Origin of the sequence: Panacibacter microcysteis (assembly GCF_015831355.1) — a bacterium.
Taxonomy (GTDB): domain Bacteria; phylum Bacteroidota; class Bacteroidia; order Chitinophagales; family Chitinophagaceae; genus Panacibacter; species Panacibacter microcysteis.
The window spans coordinates 1883458-1902496 of record NZ_JADWYR010000001.1; the positions used below are offsets into that span (position 1 = coordinate 1883458).

18 protein-coding genes are annotated in these 19039 nt (G+C 43.3%); 9 read left to right on the forward strand and 9 right to left on the reverse strand.

Annotation, left to right across the window (positions count from 1 at the left end; genetic code table 11):
- Nucleotides 1-127: 127 nt before the first annotated feature.
- A complete protein-coding gene (locus I5907_RS07635) occupies nucleotides 128-550 on the reverse strand; it encodes a c-type cytochrome (RefSeq protein ID WP_196990121.1) in 423 nt (140 codons plus the stop codon).
- A gap of 96 nt (nucleotides 551-646) precedes the next feature.
- Between I5907_RS07635 and I5907_RS07640 the strand changes: the two genes are divergently transcribed.
- Entirely contained in the window at nucleotides 647-1072 is a 426-nt protein-coding gene (locus I5907_RS07640) for a TerB family tellurite resistance protein (RefSeq protein ID WP_196990122.1), read from the forward strand.
- Between the two features lie 263 nt (nucleotides 1073-1335).
- A complete protein-coding gene (gene mutL / locus I5907_RS07645; RefSeq protein WP_196990123.1) occupies nucleotides 1336-3195 on the forward strand; it encodes a DNA mismatch repair endonuclease MutL in 1860 nt (619 codons plus the stop codon).
- Between the two features lie 15 nt (nucleotides 3196-3210).
- Here mutL and I5907_RS07650 read toward each other — a convergent pair whose 3' ends face one another.
- The 3 genes from I5907_RS07650 to serS all read right to left on the reverse strand — a co-directional run bounded on the left by I5907_RS07650 (nucleotide 3211) and on the right by serS (nucleotide 6730).
- On the reverse strand, nucleotides 3211-4356 hold the full coding sequence (locus I5907_RS07650) for a formimidoylglutamase (RefSeq protein WP_196990124.1): 1146 nt from the start codon (nucleotides 4354-4356) through the stop codon (nucleotides 3211-3213).
- A 199-nt stretch (nucleotides 4357-4555) separates the two neighbouring features.
- A complete protein-coding gene (locus tag I5907_RS07655; RefSeq protein ID WP_196990125.1) occupies nucleotides 4556-5164 on the reverse strand; it encodes a YdeI/OmpD-associated family protein in 609 nt (202 codons plus the stop codon).
- Nucleotides 5165-5458: 294 nt separating this feature from the next.
- A complete protein-coding gene (serS, locus tag I5907_RS07660; RefSeq protein WP_196990126.1) occupies nucleotides 5459-6730 on the reverse strand; it encodes a serine--tRNA ligase in 1272 nt (423 codons plus the stop codon).
- A gap of 664 nt (nucleotides 6731-7394) precedes the next feature.
- Between serS and I5907_RS07665 the strand changes: the two genes are divergently transcribed.
- Complete coding sequence (locus I5907_RS07665) at nucleotides 7395-9647, forward strand: TonB-dependent receptor family protein (RefSeq protein ID WP_196990127.1); 2253 nt, start codon at nucleotides 7395-7397, stop codon at nucleotides 9645-9647.
- A gap of 464 nt (nucleotides 9648-10111) precedes the next feature.
- Here the strand turns inward: I5907_RS07665 and I5907_RS07670 are convergent, their stop codons facing one another.
- The 4 genes from I5907_RS07670 to I5907_RS07685 form a co-directional block, all read right to left on the reverse strand.
- Complete coding sequence (locus I5907_RS07670; protein ID WP_196990128.1) at nucleotides 10112-10312, reverse strand: hypothetical protein; 201 nt, start codon at nucleotides 10310-10312, stop codon at nucleotides 10112-10114.
- Nucleotides 10313-10472: 160 nt separating this feature from the next.
- Nucleotides 10473-11318 carry an alpha/beta hydrolase gene (locus tag I5907_RS07675; RefSeq protein WP_196990129.1) on the reverse strand — a complete coding sequence of 282 codons (846 nt, stop codon included), beginning with the start codon at nucleotides 11316-11318 and terminating at the stop codon, nucleotides 10473-10475.
- A 13-nt stretch (nucleotides 11319-11331) separates the two neighbouring features.
- A complete protein-coding gene (locus I5907_RS07680) occupies nucleotides 11332-11889 on the reverse strand; it encodes a DJ-1/PfpI family protein (RefSeq protein ID WP_196990130.1) in 558 nt (185 codons plus the stop codon).
- Between the two features lie 168 nt (nucleotides 11890-12057).
- Nucleotides 12058-12927 carry a sugar phosphate isomerase/epimerase family protein gene (locus tag I5907_RS07685; protein ID WP_196990131.1) on the reverse strand — a complete coding sequence of 290 codons (870 nt, stop codon included), beginning with the start codon at nucleotides 12925-12927 and terminating at the stop codon, nucleotides 12058-12060.
- A 336-nt stretch (nucleotides 12928-13263) separates the two neighbouring features.
- On the opposite strand from I5907_RS07685, the gene I5907_RS07690 reads away from it, so the two are divergent.
- The 6 genes from I5907_RS07690 to I5907_RS07715 all read left to right on the forward strand — a co-directional run bounded on the left by I5907_RS07690 (nucleotide 13264) and on the right by I5907_RS07715 (nucleotide 17417).
- Complete coding sequence (locus I5907_RS07690) at nucleotides 13264-13611, forward strand: hypothetical protein (RefSeq protein WP_196990132.1); 348 nt, start codon at nucleotides 13264-13266, stop codon at nucleotides 13609-13611.
- A gap of 13 nt (nucleotides 13612-13624) precedes the next feature.
- The gene (locus I5907_RS07695; protein ID WP_196990133.1) at nucleotides 13625-14338 is read left to right on the forward strand and encodes a peptidylprolyl isomerase; all 714 of its coding nucleotides are present in this window, start codon (nucleotides 13625-13627) and stop codon (nucleotides 14336-14338) included.
- Nucleotides 14339-14427: 89 nt separating this feature from the next.
- Nucleotides 14428-14808, forward strand: coding sequence for a glycine cleavage system protein GcvH (gcvH, locus tag I5907_RS07700; RefSeq protein WP_196990134.1), 381 nt, complete (start codon nucleotides 14428-14430; stop codon nucleotides 14806-14808).
- A gap of 381 nt (nucleotides 14809-15189) precedes the next feature.
- Nucleotides 15190-15732 (forward strand): RNA polymerase sigma factor, encoded by a 543-nt coding sequence (locus I5907_RS07705; RefSeq protein ID WP_196990135.1) that lies wholly within the window; start codon nucleotides 15190-15192, stop codon nucleotides 15730-15732.
- Nucleotides 15733-15786: 54 nt separating this feature from the next.
- The gene (locus tag I5907_RS07710; protein ID WP_196990136.1) at nucleotides 15787-16557 is read left to right on the forward strand and encodes an anti-sigma factor domain-containing protein; all 771 of its coding nucleotides are present in this window, start codon (nucleotides 15787-15789) and stop codon (nucleotides 16555-16557) included.
- Nucleotides 16558-16700: 143 nt separating this feature from the next.
- Nucleotides 16701-17417 (forward strand): porin family protein, encoded by a 717-nt coding sequence (locus I5907_RS07715; protein WP_196990137.1) that lies wholly within the window; start codon nucleotides 16701-16703, stop codon nucleotides 17415-17417.
- A gap of 49 nt (nucleotides 17418-17466) precedes the next feature.
- Here the strand turns inward: I5907_RS07715 and I5907_RS07720 are convergent, their stop codons facing one another.
- Complete coding sequence (locus tag I5907_RS07720) at nucleotides 17467-18918, reverse strand: DUF1501 domain-containing protein (RefSeq protein ID WP_196990138.1); 1452 nt, start codon at nucleotides 18916-18918, stop codon at nucleotides 17467-17469.
- Nucleotides 18919-19039: the final 121 nt, after the last annotated feature.

The window sequence follows — 19039 nt, forward strand, 5'->3', positions numbered from 1 at the left end:
TTTACTGTTGTAAGTATATGGAGCCCGGCAGCAGATCTCCGGGCATCGTTCCTTGCGTCGCACTCTTGTGCTGCATAACCATATGCAGCAATGGCGGGCACAGTCAGTGTATGGTTCATCCCATCTGTTAATTGGCTTTATTGGTAGTGTCAAGAGAAAGAATATAACGCGCCATTTCCATCGCGTCGCGCTTTTCCAGGCCGGGGTGGGGTGTCATCTCTCTTTCTCCCCACAAGCCTTTTGCACCGTACATAATAGAGTGAGCAAGATTTTCAACATTGCCGTCATTGAAATGATAACGTGCAGCAACCTCCCGGTAAGACGGGCCAATTGTTTTTTCTTCTACCCGGTGGCAGGTAAAGCAATCATTGGCGGCAATCATTCTTGCTCCCTCGCGGTAATTCTCTACCGCAACTTTCCCGCCGCTGTTTATAACACTGTCTGTTGCACTGGTGGCCGGCGTGTATTTGGGGTTTTGCTTTGGTCTGGAGTCGCATGAAAAGGCCAGCAGGCAAAGGCAGCATATGTATACGATCACGGTGCTTTTCATGTAAAATAATTTTATAGGCAATAAAAGCGCAACCATAATGCCAGTTACGTTTTTCCAACTGGCACTATACTTGACCTGCTTAGCTAAAAATATAATATGATCACGACCGGTATTACAACCAAAGAAGAAGCAATATGCCATTTGTTCTTACATTGCTGTTATAAAGACGGAGACTTTAAAGAGAAGGAACTCGATTTTGTATCCGGCCTGTTTGTAGCGTTAGACCTGCATGCAACGCTCAACTTTAAAGAGCAGGTGGTACAATACAGGAATTATAAAAACCTTATTACAGACGAGCATGAATACCTTACGGCACTGGTAAAACAAATCAACCCTGTGCATGCATATGCCTTGTATTCTTATTGCGCAGAGATCGTACTGAGTGATGCGCGGCTGGAATTGTTGGAAGAAAAACTCTTGCAAACCCTTGGAGGAATACTTGACATATCTACCGACATGCAACAAAGTTTTACAGCACTTATTACGCAAAGAAAAGCGGTGGAACTTGAAAAAATCTTTTAGCGTTAACATTTGCCTTATTAGAGCCACATAAAAGTGTAGCGCATTTGTGGGCGTCGTGCTTCATAAAATCTACATGTGCTGCCTGCAGTTTCCCGTTTTACAGGTTAAATTGCAGGAGCTGATTTATCAACACACCTGTTTTACAAGGCGTAAAACAGGTGTTATTGTAAAACGAATGTACATATGAAAGGCTCCGTTAATACTAAACCACCCGATTCATCTGAATAGTTTTATTTTTGCCGCCTGAAAAAAGAAGGAGCGCAGTGGCGGATATCATACAATTACTACCGGATAATATAGCAAACCAGATAGCTGCAGGTGAGGTAATTCAGCGGCCGGCAAGCGCCGTGAAAGAATTACTCGAAAATGCGGTAGATGCAGGAGCAACAAACATTCAACTCATTGTCAACGACGCAGGCAAAAGCCTTGTACAGGTAATTGACAATGGAAAAGGCATGAGCGAGACAGATGCGAGGATGAGTTTTGAACGGCATGCTACCAGCAAGATCAAAGCAATTGATGACCTTTTTCATATCAAAACCATGGGTTTCAGGGGCGAGGCGCTGGCATCTATTGCTGCTGTGGCTCAGGTAGAACTGAAAACACGTAAGCCTGAAGCTGAACTGGGCACTTATATAGAAATAGAAAACAGTGTTGTCGTTAAACAGGAGCCATGCGCTGCGCCTGCAGGTACCAGCATTTGTATGAAAAACGTTTTTTTTAACGTGCCTGCAAGAAGGAACTTTTTAAAAAGCAACCCCTCAGAACTACGTCATATAGTAGATGAATTTATCAGGGTGGCACTGTCATTTCCCGCCATCTTTTTCTCCCTTACCAGTAATGGTCAGCAGGTTTTTCACCTCGAGGCAGGATCGCTTAAACAACGGGTTATACAGATACTCGGTAACCAGTATGCGGCAAAGCTGGTAAACGTAAAAGAAGAAACAGATTACATGAATATTTATGGTTTTGTGGGTAAGCCAGATACTGCGCGCAAAACCAGGGGTGAGCAATATTTTTTTGTCAATAACCGGTTTATAAGGAGTGCTTATTTAAACCATGCGGTTATGACTGCATTCGACCAGATGATTGCTAAAGACAGTTACCCGCTCTATGTCCTGTTCATCGATCTAGACCCTTCGCAGATAGACATCAATGTTCACCCTACCAAGCAGGAAATAAAATTCGAGGATGAAAAGATCATCTATGCCTTTGTACAGGCTGCGGTAAAGCATGCACTCGCCCAGTTTAGTATTGCGCCATCGTTAGACTTTTCGCTCAACGCAGAAATTCAGCAGCTGGATGCCGTTAGCAAACCTTTTACCAACGATCAGCAAGAGTCTGTAACTGCATCATCCTCGTTGTTCAAAACTTTTACACAAAAGCACCAGGCGCATTTTATTGAACCTACCGAAAAAAGTGAACTCAAACACTGGAAAGATTTTTTTACCGGCAAAGAGCAGGAAAAGACCGCACAGTTTACGTACGACAAAGCAACCGTACAGCACACTGGCCAGCACGAAATGTTGCCGGTATCAACAAGTAAAAAAATAATCCCCGGCGCCCATTTGCTGCAATTGCATAATACTTATATCATAGCTCCAACGCAGAGTGGTTTTTTGCTGGTACACCAGCAACTGGCGCATGAACGTATTTTATACGACCGTTTTAGCCTGGCAACACACGGAAAGAAAATCGCTACACAGCAAAGTCTTTTTCCTGTAACGGTTGAACTGCCCGCACAGGATGCCGCATTGCTCCACGATCTTTTACCAGACCTGCTTTCGCTGGGTTACCTGGTAGAACCTTTTGGTAATAATGCTTTTGTTATCCAGGGTACGCCTGCCGATGTAAACCATGGCAATGAAAAGCATACCATCGAATTGCTGGTGGAGCAATTCAAACATTTCAGCAGCGATATAAAATTCAGCAAACGTGAAAAACTTGTGCGTTGTATGGCAAGGCAACAGGCCATTAAAGCAGGACAGTCTTTGTCGCAAAATGAAATGGAAACGGTGGTGGAAGAACTTTTTTTAAGCAATACCGCAAACGTTACACCCACCGGTAGCCCTACATATATAGAGTTTAAAGAAGATTATCTTGACAGGATGTTCAGCCGCTAAAAAGCAATATTGCTGTTAACCCCGCTCAACAGCCCGCAACCATCTCTCAGGAATATCATTTTGAGATGCAATTACGTAGTCCTGGTGGCTACATGCTATATAATTGCCTTCGGGTAGCTGTACCCACCAGCGGCCTGTTCTTTTACTTTGCAAAAAGGTTGTTTCTATTTCTGCAAAAGCAATACGAAACTCGTTAAAATTATGCTGGTCTGTCAAACGCGCTTCCTGTTTGCCTTTCAGCATTCCGTCCATCAGGTACCAAATCATCTGGCTGATTTGTTTGGCTGTCAGGTTATCAGTATCCAGCTCATTGCGGTAGCCATAAATACCTATGGTCCCGGTATGGTTACTCATACCGGCATATTGCATCAGCATGCAAGCTTCTTCGCCGGTAAAACCGTTGGGTGTAAGATGGTTGGCAGGTGCATGCGCATGTTGTATGGCACTAATATCAAAAGAAAAGAGATCCGCATTGCGTATCACCGGCTCCATGTCTTCCATGTTTTCTTTCACCTTGCCTACACGAAAACAATCAAAACGCAGTTTGTCAATTGTTTCCAGCATACCCGGGTGTACAAAATAGCTTTGAAAACCGATGTGGTTATAGTGCCTGATAAAATTGGGTTCGCCTGTAAGCATCTGCATCAAAAACTGGTCTGCAGGCACCACACTCTCCACGTTTATATCAATGGCTGCATCAACTGCAACCGCTTCAATAATTTTCTGTTGCCTGGCATACAGATCGTATTGTGCCAGTGTAAGGTCGTGAGAGCCGCCAAGTATCAACACCTTCCGGTCCTGCTTTACCAGCTCCTGCAACACCGTTCTCAGCGCCGCATAGGTGTCAGTAATAGAAGCACCCGGTTTTATGTTGCCAATATCGGCAACATGTACATCTCTATGCCAGTGAAAAAGTTTATACAATTCTTTTCTTACAGCATCCGCAGCATTGGCTGTTTGCTTCTGAAATACACCGGCACCACGGTTTTCGTTACATCCGATAATCACAAGGTCTGCCTGTTCAAGTGTCGGAAAAACTTCGTCATACAGCATGATGTTGTTCCCAAGCTGGCTGTCTTTATAACCCTCGTCATTACTTAGAAAAGCCTTATTAACCGGCTCAAGGAAGTCAAGAATGGTGTCAATAGAATCAAAAGGCATGTACTGAGTTTGAAAACAAACATACAGTAAACCATGCAATGGTCATTCGTATCAGGTGAATAGTGAATAATTAAGAAAAGAAATGTTTGTGTACCCGGCAAATGTGCATAACTCGGCGCCTGTTGCGTCGCACTCTTGTACTGTGGAAGCAGTATGCGGCAAACGCGTAGACCGAAGCAAAGAAGCCATGGACAGTGTGTTATTTTTTTTCATACTTCCAGTTTCTGCCTTTGCCTTCTGCCATCCATTCAATGGCTGTAGCAATGCGCTTATCCTGTGTTGCCGCTGTTTTAGCTTCGTTTATCCATTGTATGTATTCCTTGCGGTGAGATGGTGGAAAATTCTCAAAAACTGCTTTGGCGTTTGTATGTTGTTGCAGTGCAGTGACCAGCGCTTCCGGCACGGGCAATTCCTGTACCGGCATTTTTGTTTTTACTTGTTTTATGCCTGCTTTATTCAGTGCCACCGCTTCTTTTATGTAAGCAATAATGATCTTATCCGCAGGCAAATCTTCCAGCGATGTTATCCTGTCAAACTGGCCCATGGCATTTTTACCATCCTTGTTAAAAATATTTTCCGGGTCTTTCATCAGGGCGGCTTTCCAAAAACCAAAGGCACAATGTTTTTTAAACGATGCCATATTGCATACAGGTCCGTCACAATCAAAAAATGGCATTCCCCATTTTACCGCTTCCGTTACCTCCGGGCAGGCAGTATGCACCAGTTGCCTGATGTGTTGCAGAATGGGTTTCGCAAAGTCGGCTGACTTTTCTATGTACGCATCTATTTTAGGTTCTCTGGCAGGCATAGACTGGCTTTTTCATTAAGTTAAGATAAAGTATTTTTATCTTTTGCTCCTGTTCAATAACAGCGTTACGCTTTCATTTTGCTCCTCGTCCACTAAGTTGTTACATGTTCTTTTCTCCTGAAAGAAAAAATACCAAAAAATCCAGGCACAGATAATCTTACGATGCGTCCATGCACTGTGATGCATATTTCACATCCGCCGTTTTACTCCTTACAATTCTTACCACACATTATTACACACGCAAAAAAAAGACCTGCACTGGCAGCAGGTCTTTTTCGATCAGTTTAAAAATGACTAGCTCAATTCTGCGGCGCCAAAATATGGCTGCAATACAAAAGGAATCTTAATTCCGGTCGCTGTCTGGTTGTTTTCCAGTATGCCGGCCAGTATACGGGGTAGTGCTAATGAACTGCCATTAAGACTATGTGTAAGCTGCGTTTTGCCTGATGCATCTTTGAAGCGGCATTTTAAACGGTTGGTCTGGTAACTTTCAAAATTGCTTACACTGCTTACTTCCAGCCAGCGTTGCTGTGCAGCGCTGAATATTTCAAAATCGTAGGTAAGCGCACTTGTAAAGCTCATGTCGCCGCCACACAAATGCAATATACGGTATGGCAGTTCCAGTGATTGTATCAAACGTTCTATATGCTCCACCATAGCGGTATGCGCTTCATAGCTTTTATCAGGGTGCGTAATCTGCACAATCTCTACTTTCTCAAACTGGTGCAGGCGGTTCAACCCGCGTACATCTTTACCAAAGCTGCCTGCCTCCCTTCTAAAACATGGAGAATAAGCAGTCATCATAACAGGCAGTTCAGTTTCTTTTACAATAGTATCACGGTAAATATTCGTCACCGGCACTTCAGAAGTGGGAATAAGGTAAAACCCATCTGCAGTTATATGATACATTTGTCCTTCTTTATCGGGCAGTTGCCCTGTACCGTAAGCACTTGCTTCATTCACCATAAAGGGTGGAATAAATTCCGTATAACCCGCTGCAGTATTGTAATCCAGGAAATATTGAATCAATGAACGTTGCAGTTTTGCACCCTTACCTTTATAAAAAGGAAAACCGCGGCCGGTAACTTTAGAGCCCGTTTCAAAATCAACAATATTATATTTTTCAATAAGGTCCCAGTGCGGTACTGCACCTTCATATAGTGTAACATCACTGCCGCCTGTTCTCACCACCACGTTATCTTCCGCAGATTTACCCGGTGGCACTGTAGCAGATGGCAGGTTGGGTAACTGCAACAGTTTTTCCTGCAGCGTTTTTTCGGTGCTGTTCATTTTTTCCGTCAGTTCGCCAACTGCAGTTTTGTTGGTGGCCACTTCCGCTTTTGCTGCTTCCGCTTCTTCTTTTTTGCCCTGGCCCATCAGCCTGCCAATTTCTTTGGATGCAGTGTTTATTTTCGATTGTATGGTATCAAACGCTGCCTGTAGCTTTTTCCTTTCATCATCCAACGCAATAATCTCATCAACCAGTTCCGGCTGTTTAAAGTTTTTTACGGCCAGTCTTTCTTTAACCCATGCTGTTTGCTGGCGCAAAACATTTACCTGTAACATGCAAAAAAATTTGCGCAAAGATAAGGGTAGCCATCAGTTGCAGAAAAGGTAACAATGTTGTTGCCGGAATGAGCCTGCCGCAAAAAGCAAAACAAAAGAAGAAAGAATAGTGTAGCCGGCATAGGTATTTCATAGCATCGCCTGTTGTGTCACTCACTTCATCGTTCCTTTTTTATGGCGGCTGCAGCGTTCAGCTTTTCTTACTTACGCAAATTATCTGTTGACTAATCAAAGTGTGCAGCAACGTATGCTCAATGGTCTTGTATGTATAGGTAAAGACCTGGAGTTGGTTGAAGCAGCTATGTTGTTTGGCTTTTCTGACTTTAGAGCATCATGTAAAAAAGAGTTTGTGGCATTTAAGTCAGCTGTTGAAAGAACGGTAAGAAGTAATACATGCTCCACAAAGAACCGAACGTACAAGTGAGTGACACAACCAAAGCTCAATAGTATTGACATAGCTGGCAACACATTCCTTCTTTTTATTGGTATTACATCTTTGTTTAACAAAAAGGCACGGCTTGCTTTAACTGATAAACAAGATGTTTGGTTGCAGGAAAACAACAATGCATAAGCTGTGCATTTTTCTAAATCCGTAAGCCGAGTTTCCAAATCCGTAAGCCATCTTGCCATACCTGATGAATTTTTGCAATGTGAATTTTTACAAATGAAAAAAGCAATCATCGGTATGTTAGTCGTAATGGTAAACACCATTGCAGCGGCACAAAGTTCTAACACCGGCAAAACGGAAAAGCCAAGAACAGACACATTAACGCCAGGCCAGTTTTTACCAGATGTTACTGTGGTGGGAACAGACATCAGACACGACATGGTACAGATGCCTGAAATAGTGGGTACGCATATTTTCGCTGGTAAGAAAAATGCATTGGTAGTGGTAAACAATGTAAATGGTAATGTAGTAAATAACACCATGCGCCAGATATTGGCAAAAGTTCCGGGCATACATATTTGGGAAAGCGATGGCAGTGGTATACAGGTGGGTATATCTACACGTGGACTTAGCCCAAACCGTAGCTGGGATTTTAATGTGCGCCAAAACGGTTATGATATTTCCGCAGATCCGTTCGGTTATCCTGAGGCTTACTATAATCCACCGATGCAGGCGGTGCAACGCATACAGATTTTAAAAGGTGCAGGTGCTTTGCAGTTTGGCCCGCAAATGGGCGGTATGCTCAATTATGTATTGCGAAATGGCAGCGGGCTGAATAAACCCATCACCTTCGAGTCGCAAAATACAGTGGGCAGTTTTGGAATGATCAATACTTTCAATGCCATCGGCGGGCAGTCGGGAAAATCGAACTACTACGCTTTTTATGACCACAGAAACGCAGACGGATGGAGAGCGAACAGTAACTATAAAACCAATACGGGTTTTGCAACATATGGTTATCGTTTTACTGATAAACTGCATGCAGGCATTGAAGTGCTGCATTACGAAATGCTAAGCCAGCAACCCGGTGGTCTTACAGATTCTCTTTTTAATATCGATGCGCAGCAGTCTTTGCGTACGCGTAACTGGTTTAACGTACAATGGACAACCGCAGCAGCCAACGTGGATTTTAAACCTGGCGCCAACAGTCATTTTAATTTAAAGCTCTTTGGATTATCAGGCACCAGGAACAGTATTGGTTTTCTGAACGCTATTACCGTTGCAGATACCATAAACCGCAATACAGGTGCCTATGCCAACAGAACGGTGGATATTGATAAGTATAAAAATGTTGGCGCAGAGCTACGCCACTTATACAATTATAGCTGGGGCAGCGAAGTAAATTCTCTTACCACTTCTGTAAGATATTTCAGGGGCAATACAACCCGTTTCCGCAACGGCAAAGGAAATGCCGGCAATGATTTTAATAAAGACATTGAAGGCGTTTTTCCTACAGAACTTGATTTTGTATCAAACAATGTAGCAGTGGCGGTAGAAAATATTTTCAGGATAAACAAACGATTTCTTGTTATTCCTGCATTAAGGTGGGAGCAGATTTCTACCACTGCAAACGGCAGGGTGGGTTATACAGATACCACCGAAATAAAACTTGCTGACAATAGCAAAAGCAGGGGCTTTTTATTACCGGGTGCAGCTGCTGAATATCATCTTGGCACTACCGAATTCTATGCAAACTTTACGGGATCATACCGGCCTATACAATTCGCAGACCTTAGCGCCAACGCAACCACCGATGTCGTAGACCCTGACCTGCGGGATGCAAAAGGATACAATATTGATTTTGGCTACCGCGGTAAGCTACAAAACTACCTTTACTTCGATGCAGGTGTGTATTATCTTAATTACCGCAACCGTATAGGTACTATTACACAAATGAGGGAGGACGGCAGTACATACAATTACAGTACAAATGTTGGCAACAGCCATAGCAAAGGATTTGAGGGTTTAATTGAATTCAATCCGTTCCAGGCAAACTGGTTGAAAAAAACATATGGCGAGGTGGCACTGTTTGTTTCTTACGCATATACTGATGCGAAGTATGATGATTTTAAAGTGATCACCAAAGCCAGCGATGGAAGTCTTGCAGAAACTAATCTAAGGGATAAACGTGTAGAGAATGCGCCGCGCCACATTCTGAGAACCGGGCTTACTTACTTTATCAAAGGGTTTTCACTAACTGCTCAGTTGAGTCATGTAAGCAGTGCTTATTCAGATGCAAATAATACCACTACACCCAGTGCCGCTGCAACAACCGGTCTTATACCTGCCTACACCGTTGTGGATGTGGCACTCACTTATCGCTTTCTTAGCAACTACAATATAAAAGCGGGCATTAACAACCTTGCTGATGTACGTTATTTTACACGTCGCGCAGGCGGCTATCCTGGTCCGGGTTTAATGCCTTCAGATGCAAGAAATTGCTTCGTGTCTTTTGGCATTAAAATATAAAGTGCTTCATTTGCTCGGGTAGATTTTCGGGCACTATAATTAAACAAAAGCAAACGTTACAATAACAGTTTGTAATAACGTTTGTTGAGTAATAAGAGAATATGTATGTACCCAACTGTAGTACTGCTATTATGCTTCTGTTGCGTCGCACTCTTGTACTGTTGGTTATATATGCAGCAATGCGCACGCAGTTCCATTTTCGTAAAATGAAAAGTCTTGTAAAACTGTAAATAGTATTTAATGGCTTTGTGTTTACAGTAGTTAAAAACGCAGTTACACGTAAAAACAAAAAAGCCAGGCATATACATACCTGGTTGTAAAAAACACAACTCAAAAATTACGCGTTTAATTCAGCGGAGGTTTAAAATTGACCTCTATCAGTGCGTTTACATACGTATACTCCTGTTGCTTTTCTTTGAGTTTTTTGATTGACTCAGCAAGCGTGTTCTGTAATTGTATAATTCCTATTGTCCTTGCGCTGCTGTAAATGCGGGTTCCCCGTCAAAGAGATACAGGTTCTCTGTTTTAATAATTTCCATATCCGCATTGTGCAGCATCAGTTGCAATTCTATGGCCTCACGGTATGTTTCATTGTCGTTAGTATGTAGTTTATCATTAGTAGCGTACCTTTTACTCCAGCAGTAATTGATGTTAAGGCTAAGCATAAATCAACATAAATTACAATGCTGTTATAGAATTATATCGTCGCCGCACAAAGAACCGAACGTACAAGTGAGTGACACAATCAAAGCTCAATAGTAGCACTGCCGCTGGTTACACCTTATTGCTTCCACATAACTGCACGTTGTAAACTGAATTTTCTTTTTATACATCCATCAATTGTCGCATGGCTTTATGCAATGCACTGTCTGCATCAACAAATGCGTTGGGAATAGAGAAGTGGTGCAGGCCATCTAATAGCAGTAAGTCTGCGGGTGTGGCGTTTTTCAAACTGCTTTGCCAAAACTCTTGGCTCTGCGCTTTAAACTCTGCTGTTTCTGCAGCACCTGCCGCAATAAGCAAGGGGCAGGTATTAACAGCCGTTGAATATACCGGGCTGTTTCGTATGGCAGTTGCGGTATCCATCTGCAATATTTCGTTGCGGTTAGAAAGCTGGATGGGTATTAAATTGTATAAGCCGCTTAGTAAACACATGCCTTTTATAAAGTGGGTGTTTGTTAATGCGGCATCAGCAGCTAACATGGCAGCAAGATGTGCACCGGCACTGTGCCCGGCTACGTATACATCGGTTGTTGGAACATGATACGTTTGCAGGTTTTGCTGCAGCCACAGCATGGCTTTGCGTGTAGCCGCAACAATCTGATCCATTGTTGCGGCAGGTGCAAGCGGATAGTTGATAAGTACGGTGGTAACGTTGTAACGGAGAAAAGCAGGTGCAATGAAATGAAACATGGCTTTATCAAACAATTGCCAGTAACCACCGTGTATAAAAACAAGCACTTTGGTACAGGGCTTATTGCCTGGGAATATATCAAGTCGTTCCCTCGCATGATTGCCATAAGGTATGTCTGCAAAATTTGCGTGCTGCGCAGCAACGGTTAGGCTGGTTTGTTCCCAGCGCGAAAGATAAGCAGCAAAATCAGGCACATGCAGGCGGTTGTTGTATTGGTCGTTTAGTTGCGCCTGCGTGTAATGCTTGTATATATTCATAGTTGTACAGCGCTTATTCCTGCAGGCATTGAAAGACCAGCCTGTAAAATTCGGGGTGCGATTGCCATGTTTTGCCGGTAACGATCATGCCATCCTGCACAGCTTCGTCGGGAGAAACATATACGCCACCGCAGCTTTCTACTTCAAACTTTACATGTTCGTAGCAGGCAATTTTTTTATTGTTTACCAAACCGGCTGTTACCAGGATCTGTACGCCGTGGCATATTGCGAAAATGTATTTGTTGTTACGGGCAAACTCCTGCACAATTTTTATAACGCTTTCGTTGTTGCGCAGGTATTCGGGTGCCCTGCCGCCGGGTAGTAACAGCGCTTCGTAGTCTGCAGTATTTACATTATCAAAAGAAATGTCTGCTTCTACGAGGTAGCCTTTCCGCTCAACATATGTGTCCCATCCCAGTTCAAAATCATGTATTACGAGGTTCATTCTTTTTACTGCCGGTGCTGCTATTACGGGCACAAAACCTACCTCTCTTAAGCGGTGCGATGCATAGAGGATTTCAAAGCTTTCGCCTGCATCGCCGGTGATGATCAATATTTTTCCTGCTGCCATAACAATCGTGTTTTAAAGATTCGTTGTAAAGAATGGACAATGATTTAAAGATAATGGAAGAAATGGTTTTATTACTGTACAAGTTGAGGTAAAATGCTCAAAGTTTGTAACAAAAAAGCCGTAAGCATTGTGCTTACGGCCTGTTGAATAAAATAGTTTCTTTTCTTGTTATAATTGTTTCAGGTAATCGGCACAGCCCTGCATAATTGACTGGTCAGATTCCATTTCTACAAAGATGTATTGGAGCCCGCCGGTTTTAACAGCAGCAAAAAAATCTTTCCAGTCTACAATGCCGGTTCCCATTACTACTTCTTTTGTATGATCGGTAGGACTGTAATCCTGCAGGTGTGCTGAAATAAAACGCCCCGGAAATTTGCGGAAGTAATCCTGTGCCTTATAACCCGAGGTTATAGCAGCTACCTGGAACTGCATTTTTACCATTGCAGGATCCAGTTGCTCGAGCATAAGATCGTACTGTGGCCGGCCATTAATTTTTTCATCAAACTCGCCATTGTGGTTGTGGTAGCCCGCAATCATACCTGCTTTCTTTACCATTTCGCCCACATGGTTCATTTGTGCGCAGCGTTGTTTTATTTCATCTGCGGTTTTTGCACCAAGACCACCGGAACAAACCATGTGTTTTAAACCAAGCTGGTGTGCAAATTCAATGCGTTCTTTCAGGCTTTCATCGTTGGTTATTTCCTGCCAGGTAAAGTGGCAACTGGTGCTTTCGAGACCGGCATCGTTGGTGATCTTTTTCAGTTCTTTACCGGAATATTTTGCCAGTGGTGCAAACGGCCCCTGGTAGCCTTTTGGGCTGCACCACTCTACATTTTTGTACCCATAACCGGCAAGACGGCTCATGGTTTCGTGTGGCTGGTTCGATATTTCTTCGCGGAAAACGTAAGACTGGAAACCGATGGGCATGCTGATGCCTTTTTTACGGGCGGCTGCCTGTAACGTTGCAGGAATTGCGGAAGCCAGCCCTGTTGCAGCCAGTGCTGCTGCGGTAGTACCTAAAAAAGATCTTCTGTTCATAATAATGTTTTTTATGGCGTGCGTTGATAAAGGTAACTTATCGGCATTATAACCGGCATACGGCGAAGAATATTTTCGGGTGGGGGGTGACAGGTAGAGCGTGGACGGTGAAAGGTAAAGGGAGAAAGGTTTTAAATGTTGCGTGCCCATCTTCGCGTTTGCTGCATAAAGTACCGGACGTACAAGTGAGTGACACAACAAAAGCTTCATAGTACTACTGTAGCCTGCAACCAAAAAGAATCACCGCAAATATTTGATGAATGTTTGCCCGCACACAGCCATCTGGTTCAACCGCGCTTTGCTGCTTATTCCTTCATTGCCCTACCTTTGCCCGCTATGCAATATGTGAATGATGATTTACAGCAACGCTGGTGGAACCTCGAGGCTAAACTGGTGGAGCGTTTTGGTAAAAAGCCAGACCTGGAGGCTATTCTTTTTCTCATTGGTATGCAGGAAACCAACTTTATGCAGGAAAAAATAACCAAGGAACAAAAGCAGGACCTGATGCACGTAGCCGTTTGTACAGTATTATCGCAAAGTGGTTTGTACGAACTTGAAGCTTATGATAAAGATGGCTGGCCACATTTCAGGCAATTGAAAGATATGCCTGTGAAGGGCCTTGCCGAGCAGGAAAATTTTTTAAAAGACCATATTTTGCTTTACTTCGACCAGCAAGGATTTTAAACCTCTATTCAGCATGAAAAAATTAGTGTTCGTTTTCCTGGTGTTTGCCCTCGCACACACAACATTTGCCCAAACCGCCAAACCAAAAACAACCACAGCACCCAAAACCACTACACCGGTTGCCAAAGGCCGGCTGGTACAGCTAACTACAGATTATGGCACCATGGTTATCCGGTTGTACGATTCTACCCCGCTACACCGCGATAATTTTATAAAACTGGTAAAACAGGGTTTTTATGATAGCCTCATGTTTCACCGCATCATTCAGCAGTTTATGATACAGGGCGGCGATCCTGACAGTAAAAATGCCGAGGCCGGCCAGCAATTAGGTGCAGGCAGTGCGCCGGGTGCAGAGCGCATACCCGCAGAATTCAGGAGTAACCTTATTCATAAAAAAGGAGCACTGGCTGCAGCAAGAGATAACAATCCTGATAAGGCCAGCAGCAACTGCCAGTTTTATATAGTGCAGGGGCAAACCTATAACGATACAGCGCTGAATATGATGGAGTGTAATGTGCGCCAGGAAGATCCCGGTTTCAGGTTTACAGACGCGCAACGCAAAATATATAAGACAATTGGCGGAACACCTTTTCTCGACCAGAACTACACTGTTTTTGGTGAAGTAATAAAAGGCCTCGATGTATTGGATAAAATAGCAGCATTGCCAAAAGATGGCAACGACAGGCCCACGCAGGATGTACGCATGAAAATGAAAATGCTCAATTAAGGCATCTTTTTAGCGGCATTTTTATTTACAATAAAAGACTACACTTATTAGGTTTTTTATTCAATATTTGTAATCCAAAATTTTAGCGCATGAATTTTCCTTCAGAACTTAAATACACCAAAGACCATGAATGGATAAAAGTGGTTGATGGCAATACAGCATTGATAGGCATTACAGATTTTGCACAGCAGGAGTTGGGAGATATTGTTTATGTAGACGTGGCAAGTATTGGCAAAGACCTGAATGCAGAAGAAGTTTTTGGAACTGTAGAAGCCGTAAAAACAGTAAGCGATCTTTTTCTGCCAGTAGCTGGCAAGGTTTTGGAAGTAAATACAAATCTTGAAAAACATCCCGAGCTTGTGAACACAGATCCGTATGGAGAAGGTTGGATGGTGAAACTGGAAGTTGCCAACGTTGCAGATATAGATGCTTTAATGGATTCCGCAGCCTACGAAGCGCTGGTTGGTTAGCCATTAATCACCCGTTGTTTTCCCGAAGTAATAATTATGAACCGGGCAAATTGCAAACCCCGGCTGTTGTTGCGTCGCACACTTGTACTGCATCAACTATATGCAGCATGTGCCACCGGCGCACTCCCGGCAGAAGAAGGCTTCTCCCGCAGGTTGTAAAATGCCGGGGAGATAGTGGTCTTGCGCATAACTTTATTGTTTTTTGTTTGTTATAGCATTTTTTTTGGGCACAGGCAATCGAAGAAAGCGGTTCATTTAAAAATGGTTCTGAATTCAAACATTCAAGCCATATATACTTACTTCAATGTGCATGCACCACAAAGATCCAGAATTGCCGGGCGGCCAGCATTTTTAAATAAAATTTAAGTTTACCCATCATTAATGCCGGAAAGTGTAAAATATACTGAAATTGAACTGGTAGCTTTGCTGAAAGAGCGGCACCAGAATGCGTTCAGTTATTTGTACGATCATTATGCCGGCGCCCTTTATAATGTAATACTGGCAATAGTTCCCGAAAAAGAACAGGCAAGCGATGTACTCCAGGAAGTCTTTGTTAAGATATGGCGTATGGGAGAATCTTATGATGCTTCCAAAGGCCGTCTTTTTACATGGATGATGAATATTGCCCGTAATGCATCCATCGATGTAGTACGCAGTAAAAGTTTTCAAAACAATCAAAAAAACCGGGAGCTAACAGAAACCGTATATGAAAGCGGTGGCAGTACAGCTACCAACATCGATAAGATAGGCCTCCGCAAACTGGTTCATACCCTAAAGGATGACTACAAAGTACTTGTAGAACTCTCCTATTTTGAAGGATACACCCAGGATGAAATTTCAAAAATGCTGAACATTCCTTTAGGGACGGTGAAAACCAGGCTCAGGGCCGCACTATTGCAATTACGAGAACTAGTAAAGAATTAAGTGGATACAAAGGCATACATAGAAAGTGGTATAATTGAAAGCTACGTGCTAGGCATGGCTACAGCAGCTGAAGCTGCTGAGCTGGAACTGCTTTGCACGCAATATGCTGACATTAAGCAGGCGGTCGACGACTTTGCCGCGCTTATGGAAGCCAATGCTTTTGAGAATGCTATGCCTCCACCGCCGCTGGTGAAGGAAAATATTATGCTTGCCCTGGCCGACGAATTTACCGGCAACAAAAAGCAATCGCCGGTTGTACAACTCAATACCAATACAAACGACGAAGCAATAATGGCTGCACCCGCCAAACCTTTCTGGCGCTATCTTGCTGCGGCATCAATCATATTACTTGTCGGCAGTACAGCACTGAATTTTTATTTCTACAGCAATTATAAAGACAGTAACGAAAAGTATGTTGCATTGCTGCAGGAACGAAATACACTACAGGCTAATAATGATGTATACCGCACCAACTTCTCTATTATAGAAGATACCAATGTGCAGAAAATAGATCTTAAAACTGTAAAGCCGGATCAGAATAATCTCGCCTCGGTTTTCTGGAATAAAAAGACAAATGATGTTTATATTATGTCTGCTTCACTGGCACCATTGCCTGCTGATAAACAGTATGAGCTGTGGGCAATTATAGACGGCACACCCGTAAACGCCGGCGCCCTCGGTAATTGTGGTAAAGAAGCATTGTGCAAAATGTTAAACGTTAGCAAAACGCCCCAGGTCTTTGCCATAACGGTTGAAGAAAAAGGCAATGTTAAAGCTACACCAAACCTCCCCGGTATGGTAGTAGCGGGCGAAGTGAAGATTTAAATCATGTTTTTTCTCCTTTTATGTTCATGCTGTAGAAACCTGCGGTATATTTTTCTACATTTTATACGCTTATACGGCGATTTTTAGAGCTGATTTTTTGGTGGCATGCTTTTGGAAAAATAAGGTTTTCAAATTGAAACTTTATGAAGAACAAAGTATTATCATTACTTACAATTGCAACGATTACAGCAGGTTCTGTGTTAGCCCAGGATGCAAAAGTAAACCCCGGAGGAATTTTTATTAAAGGTGGATACAATGCAGCCAATATTACCGAGAACAAAAATGGTTCTGTAAACGAGGCAAAAACGCTCAGCACCTTTCATGTCGGCGTTGTTGCAGACATTCCTTTAGCGCCGGTATTGTCTTTCCAGACTGGATTATTGCTCAACGGAAAAGGTTCTAAAACCAATTTGTATCTAAACGATGCAGATCAGTCCGATAACTTTTACAAAACAACTTTTAATCCATTGTACCTTGAACTACCTGCAAACCTGGTAGTAAAATTCCCGATAGGTGCTGGTGCACGTATTTATGCAGGTGCAGGCCCCTATGCAGCGATGGGTATTGGTGGTAAAGCAAAAACAGAAGCTTCTCTGGCAGGTGTAAAAACGTCTACCAGTGAAACAATTAATTTTAACGATGATGATCCTACAACCGGAGAACAGGAAGGTGCACGTTACGACAGGCTAAAGAGGTTTGACTTTGGTATCAACGCACTTGCTGGTGTTGAGGTGAGCCGTTTTATGATTGGTGTTAACTATGGTCTTGGCTTAACCAAGATTAACTCTACACAAACTGACAACAGTACAGACGAAAACAAGTATCGCACATTTAGTATAGGTGTAGGTGTAAGACTTTAAAACATATTGCATGTAACCCAAAAGGGCCGCTCTGTTGAGCAGCCCTTTTTTATGTCATTATTCCTTTTACCAGTTCGCCGGATACATCGGTAAGCCTGTATCGCCGGCCCAGGTGTTTGTAAGTAAGTTTTTCATGATCCATACCCAGCAGGTTTAAGATCGTTGCATGAAAATCGTGTACATGCACAGGGTTCTCAGCTATGTTATAACCAAATTCGTCTGTTTCTCCATATACAATGCCCGGCTTCACTCCACCACCGGCCATCCAAACGGTAAAGCAACGTGGGTGATGATCCCTGCCGTAATTATCTTTTGTTAGTTCTCCCTGGCAATAATTTGTTCTGCCAAATTCCCCACCCCAAATAACGAGCGTCTCATCCAGCAAACCGCGTTGTTTAAGATCTGTGATCAATGCGGCGCTGGCCTGGTCTACATCTTTGCATTGGCCTACAATTTCGCCGGGTAAGTTGTTGTGCCCATCCCAGCCCTGGTGGTACAGTTGTACAAAGCGAACCCCATTTTCAGACAGCTTACGGGCCAGTAAACAATTGGCTGCATAAGTCCCAGGCACCAGGCATTCAGGTCCATATAGCTTGATGATAGATTCCGGTTCTTTGGAAAGATCGGTTACTTCCGGCACCGCTGTCTGCATCCTGTAAGCCAGTTCGTACTGCTGTATCTTGGCGCTTATTTCCGGGTCGCCAAATTGTTTGTAGTTTTCTTCGTTTAGCTCACCCAGTTTATCCAGCATTTTACGCCGGTCTTCCCTTGTTATGCCGTCTGCGTCATTTAAATAAAGCACCGGGTGATCTCCGCTGCTGAATTGCACGCCCTGGTAGGTGGAATCGAGAAAACCGTTTGTCCACAGTTTTGAATAAACGCCCTGGCCATTTCCTTTGCCTTTAGACAACAATACACAAAAAGACGGCAGGTTTTTATTTTCTGTTCCCAAACCATAACTAACCCATGCACCCATACTAGGCCTGTTGCCTACCTGTGCACCCGTTTGAAAAAACGTTAATGCGGGATCATGGTTAATGGCTTCTGTATACAACGTTTTTACAATGCAAATGTCATCGGCAATTTTTGCCGTGTAAGGCAGCAATTCACTGATGTATGCACCGGCCTGCCCGTGCCTGTTGAATTTAAAAACAGTGCCCGCCAGCGGAAATTTTTTCTGGTCAGCCGTCATGCCGGTAAGCCGCTGCCCCATACGTATGGAGGCGGGCAGGTCTTCTCCGTGCATTTGTTGCAGCATGGGCTTATAATCAAACAGGTCAAGCTGAGACGGTGCACCATTTTGGAAAAGGTATATTACCCGTTTTGCTTTTGGAGCAAAATGTGGCAAACCGCTCATAATGGTTTCTTCCTCACTCTTACCGCTGAACAGATCGGGTATAAGCAATGAGCCCAGCGCCACACTGCCAATACCCAAACTCATTCTCGAAAGAAAGCGCCTGCGGTTCATATTCAGCCTGTGTTCTATAAATTCTTTTGACATGTTCTTTACATTAAGATTTCAAGGTTAGAAGAAAAACGAAACAAGCGGCAAAGCCAATTTTGTTGCATTTGTTCCGGTATGCATCATTCGTATGGGAAACAGCTTTTATTTTTTGGTGGCC